The organism is Kribbella sp. NPDC043289 (genome assembly GCF_056436705.1).
Genome location: NZ_JBWKCB010000007.1, coordinates 365,105 through 376,181 on the forward strand (window position 1 = coordinate 365,105; position 11,077 = coordinate 376,181).

Below are 11,077 nucleotides of genomic sequence, written 5' to 3' on the forward strand. Positions count from 1 at the left end.
GGCCATGTCCTGCCGCCCCACAAACCCGGCTCCCAGGATGTGGTGCTCAAAAAGTGGGAACCTAAGCGCGGCGCCCGACACGAGAGGAGTGCACAGCGGATCGAGATCGGAGCGTGGATGCGCGACATCAGACCGGGAAGACGTTCGTGAGCGGCCCCCCGGCCGTGGACGAAGGCCTGACCGTAGTTATGACCGACCGGAACCTCTGGGACCGTGCCACCGAGGGCGACTCCGAGGCGTTCGGCCAGTTGTACGACCGGCACGCCCAGGCGATCTACGCGTTCCTGTACCGGCGCACCGGGTCGTGGAGCGATGCCGAGGACCTCACCTCGACGGTGTTCCTGCACGCCTGGCGACGGCGCGCCGACGTCGTCCTCGACCGGAACTCGGCGCTCCCGTGGCTGCTGCGGACCGCCGACTACACCGTCCGCAACGAGTGGCGCGCCAAGCTGCGGTACCGCCGGGCGATCGCGGCCGCGCACGTCCTGGTCGACACCGTCCGCGACCACGCCGACGACGTCGCGGGCCGGCTCGACGACGACCGGCGGATCCAGCAGGCCCAGGCGTCGCTGCAGCACCTGCCGAAGCACGAACGCCAGATCGTCGAGCTGTGTATCTGGGCCGGCCTCGATCAGCAGGCGGCCGCCGTCGCGCTCGACGTACCGCTCGGCACCGTCAAGTCCCGGTTGTCCCGGGCCCGCAAGCATCTGCGCGAACTGAACCTTCTGACCAGTGTGGAGTCGCCCGCATGATCACCTCTCCTCCCGATCTCCGTCCGGAGACCCGCGCCCGGCAGCGCGCCGAGCTCACCGCGATCGTCGCCCACGAGTCCACCCACCAGCCCACCAACGCGCCGCGCCACCGGCTGGTCCCGCTGCTCGCCGCAGCGGCGGTGCTGGCCGTGACGGCCGGCCTCGCGATCGGCGTACCCGCACTGCGGCACCGGGCCGAGCCGCCGACGGCGGGTGTCAGCGAGGCAGCCCAGCAGACCGCCGTCACACCGTTGAGCGAGGCGGAGAAGACCCAGCTGGCGAAGATCTGCTACGACCGCACCAAGCTGCCGCTCCGGACCAATGAGTCGCCGCGCTACCAGGTGCTCGACGGATTCCGGTTCACCAATGCGCCGGCGGATGCCTACACGTCGACGTGGGTCGTCATCAAGGCTCTCGGGTTGTGGACGACCTGCGGTCTGGATGCCAACGACGCCGTACAGCAGGTCCTGCGCCAAGGTGCGAACCAGGACCTGTACCGCGCGGTCGAGCCCCGGATGATCGGCGGCGGCGCCTACGCCGCACACATCAAACGGATCACCGTGACCGTCGGCGACCAGAAGCCGGTCGAGGCGGTACTTCGCAACGGCTACTTCTACACCGCGACGCCGTACGTCCGGGTCCGTGGTCCGCAGACCGACGCGGTACGGCGGGTGTACGTCGTCCGCGGGTACGACGCCGCGGGCAAGCTCGTGTACACCAGCCCGAAGACCAACGGCGAGGTCCGCGCACTCAGCAACTCGTGCTACCTGAACCCCAAGGGCAAGCTCAGCGTCTGGATGAGCGACAACCCGCATCCGGACCCGAAGACCTGCCGCCAGGGCTACTTCTGGAACTACGGACCGAGCTGAGGATCAGGCGCGCAGTACGACGCTGGACTCCGACGTCAGCGCGAGGAAGGTCAGGGACTCCTGGAGGTACAGCTCGACGTTCTCGGCGTCGTGCGACAGGTACCCGATCGAGAGGTCCTGACCGAGGTGCAGCTCGTAGTCCCCGCCCCGCGTGGACACGAGCAGCGCCCCCTCGAGCGCCGGCGCCCAGATGATCTCGCCGTCACCGATCAGCCGGGCGAGGTGGTCGCGGATCGGGTAGCCGTGGTCCGTGGTCTCCGCGACCGCGGTGTACGCGTCGGCGGACAGCAGCAGGCTGTACGGTCCGGCGACGCCGGCCAGTCGCAGCGCGCTCAGCGCCTGGGCAACAACATTCGGGTACTCGCGGGCCTCGGACGGTAGCCCGAGCACGGGGTTCGAAGTGCTCGGAGCGAGACCGAGGATCCCGGTGGCATCGGAGCCGTGGAAGACCAGGTGGTCCTCGGCGTACGCGATCTGCTTCGCGGCGTCCTTGACCGGCTGCCAATCCGAGTCCTTCGCGCCTCGCTCCACGTCGTCGACGGCCTGCCGGGTCACCGTGAACGGCACCCGCAGCTCGATGATCGGCTGAGCCAGCCGCCGGAGCGCTGTGACGCCGTCGCCGGGCGCGTCGACCGGCTCGACGTGCCCGGTGCCGACCGAGGACAGTCCCGGTCCGGCCGGGCCGACCAGGTCGACCACCCGCCGGCCGGCGATGTCCCGGGTGAAGGTACGCCGAGCCTCTTCCTCGATCTCGCCCCACGCGGCATCCGAGACCGGGGCCAGCTCGCGGTGCAGGTTGTTCGTCATGTCCGACTCCTTCTCAGGCTGCCGATGCCCAGGGATCCATCCGTGTTGCCGGGCACTCTCGTCACGGTGGTTGTGGGTGGTGGGTTCTCGAGGAATGCCGCGGTGGGTACGAAGAACAGGCTGCCGGTGACCGCGGTCGAGAAGTCGAGGATCCGGTCGTGGTTCCCGGGTGGTTCGCCGACGAACATCCGCTGCAGCATCCGTTCGATCACGTCGGGCGTCGCGGCGTACCCGATGAAGTAGGTGCCGAACTCGGCGGCGCCCGGCGAGCCGAAGGCCATGTTCTCGCGGACGATCTGCCGTTCGGTCCCGTCCGGGTCGACGATCGTGTTCGCCGCGACGTGCGAGTTCGCCGGTTTCTCCGCGTCCGGCAACTCGATGTCGCTGATCTTCGAGCGGCCGATCACCCGTTCCTGCTCGGCGATCGGCAGCGCGTGCCAGGCGTCGAGATCGTGCAGGTACTTCTGGACGATCACATAACTGCCCCCGGCGTACGCCGGATCCTCGTCGCCGACCGTGATGGCGGCGACCGCCTCCGGACCGGTCGGGTTCTCGGTGCCGTCGACGAAGCCGAGCAGGTCGCGCTCGTCGAAGTACTTGAAGCCCTGGACCTCGTCGAGGACCGTGACGTGGCCGGCGAGCCGGGCCATCACGTGCCGGGCGAGCTCGAAGCACAGGTCGAGCCGACGGGCCCGCAGGTGGAACAGCAGATCGCCGTGGGTCGCCGGGGCGGTGTGCTTGGCGCCCGACACGGATCGGAAAGGGTGCAGCTCACGCGGGACCGGGAGCCGGTAGAGCCGGCGCCACATCGCGGCGCCGATCCCGACGACACCCGTGAGGTCGTCGTCCGGAGCGCGGAAGCCGACCGAGCGGGTCAGCCCGGCGAAGTCCGCGAGCAGGTCACGGGCGGTGTCCTCGGATCCGGGACGGACGTCGACGACCAGGAAGAGCGCGGCTTTCGCCGGTTGCCGCAGTACCTCCTGGACCATGGACGCCCCCTTCGCGTGTCACCGGCTTGCTGTCAGGACCACCACTTGCCGTTGCGGGACAGTGCGTCCGCGGTCTGGTTCGTCGTGTCGAGGGCGTCGAGAGCGGCCACCGCGGCGTCGTCCAGTTCGAAGCCGAAGACGTCGAAGTTCTCGTCGATCCGGTTCTGGTGGGTCGACTTCGGGATCACGGACAGACCCTTCTGGATCGCCCACCGGATCAGGACCTGCGCGGAAGTACGTCCGACCGCCTCGGCCACGCGGGTGACGGCCGGGTCGTCGAGGTGCCGGCCGGTGCCGAGCGGGCTGTAGGCCTGGACGACCACGTTCGCCGCTTCGGAGGCTTCGAGCAGCGCCTTGCGGTAGTCGAACGGGCTGAACAGGACCTGGTTCACCGCGGGCTGGATCCGGGCGACCTTCGCCAGCTCGGCGGTCTCGGCCGCGCTGAAGTTGGAGATGCCGATGCCTTTGGTGAGACCCGCGTCCGCCGCGGCCTCCATCCCCGGCCAGGCCCAGGTCGGGCCACCTTGCGGCCAGTGGATCAGGTAGAGGTCGAGGTAGTCGGTCCCGAGGCGCTGGAGGCTCTTCTCCGCCTCGACCCGGGCGTCTTTGCCACCCGGGTAGAACTTCGTGGTGAGGAAGATGTCCTCCCGCGGGATACCGCTCTCACGGATCGCCTTCCCGACGCTGGCCTCGTTGCGGTAGGCCTGCGCCGTGTCGATCAGCCGGTACCCGGCCTCCAGCGCCCACGCGACGGCGCGCTCACACTCCTGCCCGTCGTCGACCTGCCAGACCCCGAGCCCGAGCACCGGGATGGCGGTTCCGTTGGAGAGCCTGCAAGTCGGCTGGGACGAGTTCGCGGTCATGTACTTCTTCTACCACGCAGGCCGTGGTTGAACTACAGCTTGTTGGCCTTCCGGATCACGTCCACCACATCGGCCATCATGCCGGTCAGGTCGTAGTCCTTCGGCGTGTAGACGGCGGCTACACCGGCCGCCTGCAGCGATCGGGCGTCGGCGTCGGGAACGATGCCGCCGACCACCACGGGCACGTCTTCGAGACCGGCCTCGCGCAGTCCTTCGACCACCTGCGGGACGAGTTCCATGTGCGAACCGGACAGGATCGAGAGGCCGACGCAGTGCACATCCTCGGCGACCGCCGCCGCGACGATCTGCTCCGGAGTCAGCCGGATGCCCTGGTAGATGACTTCGAAGCCGACATCGCGGGCGCGGACCGCGACCTGTTCCGCACCGTTGGAGTGACCGTCGAGACCGGGCTTCCCGACCAGGAGGCGGAGGCGGCCGCCCAGCTCGCTCGAGGTCGCGGTGACCTTGTCGCGGACGGCGGCGATCTCCGCACCGGCGGCCGAGACCCCGACCGAGCCCGAGACACCGGTGGGGGCGCGGTACTCGCCGTACATCTCCCGGAGGACACCCGCCCACTCCCCCGTGGTGACGCCGGCCCGAGCGCACTCGAGTGTGACCGGCATCAGGTTGCCGGTCGTCTTGGCCGCGGCGCGCAGTTTGGACAGCGCGGACTCGACCGCGTCGGCGTCGCGCTCGGCCCGCCACTTCGTCAACGATTCCAGCGCCGCTGCTTCGGCGGCCGGATCCACGGTCTGGATGGCGGTGTCGAGGTCCGCGGTCAGCGGCGACGGCTCGGTGTTCTCGAAGCGGTTGACCCCGACGACGACCTGCTCGCCGGACTCGATCCGCTGCCGGCGCTCGGCGTGCGACGCGACCAACGCCTGCTTGAGGTACCCGCTCTCGACCGCGGCGACAGCACCACCCATCGCCTGGACCCGGTCGATCTCCTCGCGGGCGCCCTCGACCAACTCGGCGACCTTCGCCTCGATCACGTGCGATCCGTCGAAGATGTCGTCGTACTCGAGCAGGTCGGACTCGTACGCCAGCACCTGCTGCATCCGCAGCGACCACTGCTGGTCCCACGGCCGCGGCAGACCGAGCGCCTCGTTCCAGGCCGGCAACTGCACCGCGCGCGCCCGGGCGCTCTTCGACAGCGTGACGCCGAGCATCTCGAGCACGATGCGCTGCACGTTGTTCTCCGGCTGCGCCTCGGTCAACCCGAGTGAGTTCACCTGTACGCCGTACCGCAGCCGCCGCGCCTTCGGATCGGTCACGCCGTACCGCTGCGCCGTCAGCTCGTCCCAGAGCCGCACGAACGCGCGCATCTTGCACGTTTCCTCGATGAAGCGCACACCTGCGTTCACGAAGAACGAGATCCGCTGCACGACGTCGCCGAACCGCTCCGGCGGCACCTGCCCACCGTCGCGCACCCGATCGAGCACGGCGATCGCGGTCGAGAGCGCGAACGCGAGTTCCTGCACCGGCGTCGCGCCCGCCTCCTGCAGGTGGTAGCTGCAGATGTTGATCGGGTTCCACTTCGGCACGTTGGCGACCGTGTACGCGATCACGTCCGTCGTCAGCCGCAGCGACGCGTCCGGCGGGAACGCGTACGTCCCGCGGGACAGGTACTCCTTGACGATGTCGTTCTGCGTGGTCCCGGTCAGCTCATCGGGCAGCGCGCCCTGCTCCTGCGCTGCGACCTGATACAGCGCGAGCAACCACATCGCGGTCGCGTTGATCGTCATCGACGTGTTCATCTGCGCCAGCGGGATCTGGTCGAACAACGCCCGTACGTCGCCCAGATGCGCGATCGGTACGCCGACCTTCCCGACCTCACCCTTCGCCAGCGGATGGTCCGCGTCGTACCCGGTCTGAGTCGGCAGGTCGAACGCCACCGACAGACCGGTCTGGCCCTTGGCCAGGTTCCGGCGGAACAACGCGTTCGACTCCGCCGCGGACGAGTGGCCCGCGTACGTTCGCATCACCCACGGCCGGTCCTTCTCGGGGGTCGCCATGTACCCGAGAGTAGGACTCTGTGCCCTTGTGAGTCCGCACCTCGTGACCGGCGTCACCAGGGGTGTGGATCACACGCGGCACGGATCTCCAGGCCATCACAATCGGCCCGGCCGCGGGCGCGCAGACGGGAGCCGCCGGCGGACCGGCGATTGTGATGGCCTGGGGATCCGCGGCTACGCGCTGATCGGTAGCGGGGTGCGTTCGACGTGGAGGACTCGGTGCAGGCGGGTGACCGCGAGGATCCGGACGACTGCCGGTAGCGGGTGCCAGAGGACCAGTTGGCGGCCGAGCAGTTGGGTCCGGCGGTGGGTCGCGACCAGGAGGCCGAGGCCGGTTGCGTCGACGGCGTCGAGTTCCTCGAGGTCGACGATCACGTCGCCGACGGAGGTGTCGATCAGTTGGTTGAGCGTTTGGCGGACGTCGCCCACCGAGCGCACGTCGAGGATGCCGCTCAGGTGAACCACGTTTCCAGGGTCGCCAGGGTTGTCGGGCTTGGTGTGGGTCGGTGCGAGCATGTCCGTGCCCTCCGCTCTTCCGGCGGCCCCCGAGACATCGGCCGCGTGGCAGCGTTCTGTGTCCGTAAAGACTCCCTGGAGACACAGAAGGTTGCCAAGACCTCACGGATCTTTTGTTTCGCGAGACAATGGAGCCTGTGTACGCCGAGCAGTACTTCCTGTTCCCGGTGGTGGCCGTCGCCCTCGCCGGTGTGATGGTGCTGCTGTGCAAGTGGGCGTTCTCGAAGGCGAAGGGCGGCTCGCTCGTCCGCCGCGTCGACACCAAACCGGCCGAGCGGGACGCGTTCGGCCTGCTCACCGACATCCGTACGGTGCAGAACTACAACGAGGCCCGGGTGCTGGTGTCGAAGCTGAAGAACTTCGGGATCAAGGCGACCGCGGCACGGACCAAGGACGGCTGGACGATCTACGTCTGGCCGCGCGACGAGGCCGCCGCGCGCGGCCTGCTCGACCACTCCTGATCCGAACCACTCCTGAAACGAACTACCGATCCGAACTACCGGACGAGCTTGCAGGCACGGTCTAGGGTCGGGGTATGGGGACACTGCTCGAGCTCGATCTGACCCGTGGCGTACTCGAGACGCCGCCCGCTTCGCCGGTCGCCGCGTTCCGTGCGCGGCACCTGCCGACCCTGCGGGAGCTGGTGGGCGCACTCCGGAAAGCCGGGCGGGACGACGCGGTGGTCGGCGTGGTCGCCCACCTCGGCGGGCACCGGCTGTCACTCGCGCAGGTGCAGGAGCTGCGCGAGGCGGTGACCGACTTCCGTACGTCGGGCAAACCGGCCGTCGCGTGGACCGAGTCGTTCGGCGAGACCGGTCAAGGCACGGTGCCCTACTACCTGGCCACGGCGTTCGACGAGATCTGGGTGCAGCCGTCCGGTGACCTCGCCATCACGGGTGTGTCCGTGCAGGCCGTCTTCGTCCGCGGTGCGCTCGACAAGGCCGGCGTGATCCCGCAGTTCGGCAAGCGGCGTGAGTACAAGACCGCTGCGGACACCTTCACCGAGAAGGAGATGACCGGGCCGGCGCGCGAGATGGCGTCGCGGCTAGCGGAGTCGGCGTACGAGCAGATCGTCGAGGGCATTGCCGTACGGCGGCGTCTGGACACCGCGCGGGTCCGGGAGCTCGTCAACACCGCTCCTCTGCCGGCGCAGGACGGTCTCGACGCCGGACTGGTCGATCGACTCGGCTACCGGTCGGATGTGTACGACGAGCTCGAGAAGCAGCTGCAGTACGACGACAGGCTGCTCGCCGAGCGCTACATCCGGCGTGGCCCGCGCACCCTCGACGAACTCCGCAAGACCCTCCCTTGGCCGCAGAAACCGCTGGTCGCGGTCGTCAGGGTGACCGGCGGTATCTCGGTCGGGCGCAACTCCAACAGCCCGATGGGTGGCCCCAGCTCCGGTTCGGACACGGTTGGCGCGGCGCTCCGGGCCGTCGCCGCGAACGAGCACGTCAAAGCCGTCGTGCTGCGGGTCGACAGCCCGGGCGGCTCGTACGTCGCCTCGGACGCGATCCGCAACGAAGTACTGAGGCTCCGGTCCACCGGACGACCGGTGATCGCGTCGATGGGCGGCGTGGCGGCGTCCGGCGGGTACTTCGTCGCGATGCCGGCCGACGTGATCGTCGCGCAGCCCGGCACGATCACCGGCTCCATCGGCGTGCTGACCGGTAAGGGCGTCGTCCGCGATGCGCTCGGGCGGATCGGGATCTCGCGCGAGACCGTGTCCGAGGGCACGAACGCGCAGATGTACTCGGCGCAGGAGGAGTTCACCGACGAGCAGTGGGCGCGGCTGGAGGAGACCCTCGACCGCATCTACAAGGACTTCGTCGCGAAGGCCGCGCAGGACCGTGGACTGGCCGAGGACCGCCTGGAGTCGCTGGCCCGCGGACGGGTCTGGACCGGTGCCGACGCGCACAGTCACAAACTCGTCGACGAGCTCGGCGGCTTCCAGCACGCGCTGATGCTCGCCTGCACCCGGGCCGGTCTGGACCGCGAGGAGATCGGTGTGACCTCGGTCCCGCACCGGAACCTGCTCAGTCAGCTGCGCGCCCCCACGACGACCGATGATCTGGCGGTCAGCGCGGCACCGTTGACGCTTGACGGCCTGACCACCGGTCTCTACACCGCACTCGGGCTGCCGCCGGCCGGTGTGCTCCGCATGCCCTTCAGTTGGGAGATCGGTTAGTCGCGCTCGCCGCCGGGGACCCAGAGGACGTCGCCACCGGACGACAGGTTCGCGACCCGGCCGAGGATGAACAGCAGGTCGGACAGGCGGTTCAGGTACGTGATCGAGAGCAGGTTGACCGACGGGCCGTGCGCTTCGACCGCGGCCCACCCCGCCCGCTCGGCGCGCCGGACGACCGCGCGGGCGACGTTCAGGTACGCCGCGCCCTCGGTGCCACCCGGCAGGATGAACGACCGCAGCTTGGTCAGTCGCCCGTTGTAGTCGTCGCACCAGCCCTCGAGCCGGTCGATGTAGTCCTGCGTGATGCGCAGCGGAGGGTACTCCGGGTTCGGCGAGATCGGGTTGCACAGGTCCGCGCCGACGTCGAACAGGTCGTTCTGGATCCGGGTGAGCAACACCACGATCGCGCTGTTCAGGTGCCCGGCCGCGATGGCCACCCCGATCGCGGAGTTCGCCTCGTCGACCTCGCCGTACGCCGCGAGGCGCGGATCGGTCTTCGAGGTCGTCGAGTTGTCGCCGAGGCGAGTCTCGCCGGCGTCACCGGTGCGGGTGTAGATCCGCGTCAAGTTCACAGCCATGCCAGGACTCTACGCAAACCCCGGGAGCCCGCGCCTCGACACATTGATTCGGCCGCACTGCGCGGCACTCGGCGGGCACAGCGCCGCGTTGGAGAGCGAGGCACGGAGAACCCCACTCCGCACCTCGCTCTCCGCCTTGCGCTGCACTCCGCCGAGCACCTGCTCGCCGCTGCCCGAATCAATATGTCGAGGCGCAGACGCTACAGTCGACCGGTGGAACGGTTTCGGATCGCGGGTGAGGCACGGCTCGACGGCACTGTCGAGGTGGCCGGGGCGAAGAACAGTGTGCTCAAGCTGATGGCGGCTGCGCTGTTGGCGGAAGGCACGACGACGCTGCGGCAGGTGCCGGGCATTCTGGACGTCACGTTCATGGCGCAACTGCTCGACACGCTCGGGTGTTCGGTGAAGGTGGACGCGGACAATCAGCTCGCGACGATCGCCGTACCGGGGACGGTCAAGCACCAGTGCGACTACGACCTGGTGCGCAAGCTGCGGGCGTCGATCTCGGTGCTCGGGCCGCTGCTGGCCCGCTGCGGCCAGGCGGAGGTCGCACTGCCGGGCGGCGACAACATCGGCTCCCGCGGGCTGAACATGCACGTCGCCGGCCTGGAATCGATGGGCGCGAAGGTGCACATCGAGCACGGCTTCGTGATCGCCGAGGCCCCGCAGGGCCTGCACGGCGCCGAGGTCTGGCTGGACTTCCCGAGCGTCGGCGCGACCGAGACGCTGATGATGGCCGCGGTGCTCGCGAAGGGTACGACGATCATCGAGAACGCCGCCCGCGAGCCGGAGATCCAGGACATCGCGCAGATGCTGGTCGAGATGGGCGCGCACATCGACGGCGCCGGCTCGCCGCGGATCGAGATCACCGGCGTGGACGGGCTGCTGAACCCGGTGGACCACGTCGTGGTGCCGGACCGGATCGTATCCGGGAGCTGGGCGTTCGCGGCCGCGATCACCAAGGGTGACATCACCGTGGTCAACGGGCACGCGGAGCACCTGGAGTTGCCGCTCGACAAGCTGCACAAGGCGGGCGCCGAGATCACCGTGCTGAACCCCGGTTTCCGGGTCCGGATGCACGACCGGCCGAAGCCGGTGGACGTCGTGACGCTGCCGTACCCCGGGTTCGCCACCGACCTGCAGGCCTTCGTGATCGCGCTGAACGCGCTCAGTGACGGCGCGGCGATGGTCACCGAGAACCTGTTCGAGGGCCGGTTCACGTTCGCGCAGGAGCTGACCCGGCTGGGCGCGCAGATCCAGACCGACGGGCATCACGCGGTCGTCCGCGGCGTACCGCGGCTGTCCGGCGCACCCGTCGTCGCCTCCGACATTCGCGCGGGCGCCGCGCTGGTGCTGGCCGGGCTCGCGGCCGAAGGTGAGACCCGGGTGTCCGCGGCACACCACGTGCACCGCGGCTACACCGACTTCGCCGGCAACCTGCGGCGGCTCGGTGCCGACGTCGTCGTCGAGGCTGACGACCCCGAGATGTATTGGAACTGA

At 69.2% G+C, this 11,077-nt stretch carries 11 protein-coding genes; 5 read left to right on the forward strand and 6 right to left on the reverse strand.

Annotated features, from left to right (window positions below; all coding sequences use genetic code 11):
* Nucleotides 1-113 precede the first annotated feature (113 nt).
* Both AC0662_RS34870 and AC0662_RS34875 read left to right on the forward strand, forming a co-directional pair.
* A complete protein-coding gene (locus AC0662_RS34870; RefSeq protein ID WP_452200681.1) occupies nucleotides 114-752 on the forward strand; it encodes an RNA polymerase sigma factor in 639 nt (212 codons plus the stop codon).
* Nucleotides 749-1,621 carry a hypothetical protein gene (locus AC0662_RS34875; protein WP_478306022.1) on the forward strand — a complete coding sequence of 291 codons (873 nt, stop codon included), beginning with the start codon at nucleotides 749-751 and terminating at the stop codon, nucleotides 1,619-1,621. The genes AC0662_RS34870 and AC0662_RS34875 overlap by 4 nt, the downstream gene beginning before the upstream one ends.
* Nucleotides 1,622-1,624: 3 nt before the next feature.
* On the opposite strand, the gene AC0662_RS34880 is transcribed toward AC0662_RS34875, so the two are convergent.
* From AC0662_RS34880 to AC0662_RS34900, 5 genes are all read right to left on the reverse strand, one after another.
* Nucleotides 1,625-2,428: a family 1 encapsulin nanocompartment shell protein gene (locus AC0662_RS34880; RefSeq protein WP_478306024.1), complete on the reverse strand. Its 804-nt coding sequence runs from the start codon at nucleotides 2,426-2,428 to the stop codon at nucleotides 1,625-1,627.
* Entirely contained in the window at nucleotides 2,425-3,417 is a 993-nt protein-coding gene (locus AC0662_RS34885; protein ID WP_478306026.1) for a Dyp-type peroxidase, read from the reverse strand. The genes AC0662_RS34880 and AC0662_RS34885 overlap by 4 nt, the downstream gene beginning before the upstream one ends.
* Nucleotides 3,418-3,449: 32 nt before the next feature.
* On the reverse strand, nucleotides 3,450-4,280 hold the full coding sequence (locus AC0662_RS34890; RefSeq protein ID WP_478306028.1) for an aldo/keto reductase: 831 nt from the start codon (nucleotides 4,278-4,280) through the stop codon (nucleotides 3,450-3,452).
* A gap of 32 nt (nucleotides 4,281-4,312) precedes the next feature.
* Nucleotides 4,313-6,295, reverse strand: a complete 1,983-nt coding sequence (locus AC0662_RS34895; protein ID WP_478306030.1) for a protein meaA — start codon at nucleotides 6,293-6,295, stop codon at nucleotides 4,313-4,315.
* 174 nt (nucleotides 6,296-6,469) lie between these two features.
* On the reverse strand, nucleotides 6,470-6,811 hold the full coding sequence (locus AC0662_RS34900; protein WP_478306032.1) for an STAS domain-containing protein: 342 nt from the start codon (nucleotides 6,809-6,811) through the stop codon (nucleotides 6,470-6,472).
* A gap of 128 nt (nucleotides 6,812-6,939) precedes the next feature.
* Between AC0662_RS34900 and AC0662_RS34905 the strand changes: the two genes are divergently transcribed.
* Together AC0662_RS34905 and sppA are read left to right on the forward strand one after the other, a co-directional pair.
* The gene (locus AC0662_RS34905; protein WP_452200668.1) at nucleotides 6,940-7,272 is read left to right on the forward strand and encodes a hypothetical protein; all 333 of its coding nucleotides are present in this window, start codon (nucleotides 6,940-6,942) and stop codon (nucleotides 7,270-7,272) included.
* A 74-nt stretch (nucleotides 7,273-7,346) separates the two neighbouring features.
* Nucleotides 7,347-8,999: a signal peptide peptidase SppA gene (gene sppA, locus AC0662_RS34910; protein ID WP_478306034.1), complete on the forward strand. Its 1,653-nt coding sequence runs from the start codon at nucleotides 7,347-7,349 to the stop codon at nucleotides 8,997-8,999.
* Here the strand turns inward: sppA and AC0662_RS34915 are convergent.
* Nucleotides 8,996-9,577 carry a cob(I)yrinic acid a,c-diamide adenosyltransferase gene (locus AC0662_RS34915; protein ID WP_452200664.1) on the reverse strand — a complete coding sequence of 194 codons (582 nt, stop codon included), beginning with the start codon at nucleotides 9,575-9,577 and terminating at the stop codon, nucleotides 8,996-8,998. The genes sppA and AC0662_RS34915 overlap by 4 nt on opposite strands.
* A 213-nt stretch (nucleotides 9,578-9,790) precedes the next feature.
* Between AC0662_RS34915 and murA the strand changes: the two genes are divergently transcribed.
* Complete coding sequence (gene murA / locus AC0662_RS34920) at nucleotides 9,791-11,077, forward strand: UDP-N-acetylglucosamine 1-carboxyvinyltransferase (protein ID WP_452200662.1); 1,287 nt, start codon at nucleotides 9,791-9,793, stop codon at nucleotides 11,075-11,077.

Coding starts and splice junctions, on each gene's coding strand:
- AC0662_RS34875 (WP_478306022.1), top strand. CDS start 749: ATGATCACCTCTCCTCCCGATCTCCGTCCGGAGACCCGCGCCCGGCAG.
- AC0662_RS34880 (WP_478306024.1), bottom strand. CDS start 2,428: ATGACGAACAACCTGCACCGCGAGCTGGCCCCGGTCTCGGATGCCGCG.
- AC0662_RS34885 (WP_478306026.1), bottom strand. CDS start 3,417: ATGGTCCAGGAGGTACTGCGGCAACCGGCGAAAGCCGCGCTCTTCCTG.
- AC0662_RS34890 (WP_478306028.1), bottom strand. CDS start 4,280: ATGACCGCGAACTCGTCCCAGCCGACTTGCAGGCTCTCCAACGGAACC.
- AC0662_RS34895 (WP_478306030.1), bottom strand. CDS start 6,295: ATGGCGACCCCCGAGAAGGACCGGCCGTGGGTGATGCGAACGTACGCG.
- AC0662_RS34900 (WP_478306032.1), bottom strand. CDS start 6,811: ATGCTCGCACCGACCCACACCAAGCCCGACAACCCTGGCGACCCTGGA.
- AC0662_RS34905 (WP_452200668.1), top strand. CDS start 6,940: ATGGAGCCTGTGTACGCCGAGCAGTACTTCCTGTTCCCGGTGGTGGCC.
- sppA (WP_478306034.1), top strand. CDS start 7,347: ATGGGGACACTGCTCGAGCTCGATCTGACCCGTGGCGTACTCGAGACG.
- AC0662_RS34915 (WP_452200664.1), bottom strand. CDS start 9,577: ATGGCTGTGAACTTGACGCGGATCTACACCCGCACCGGTGACGCCGGC.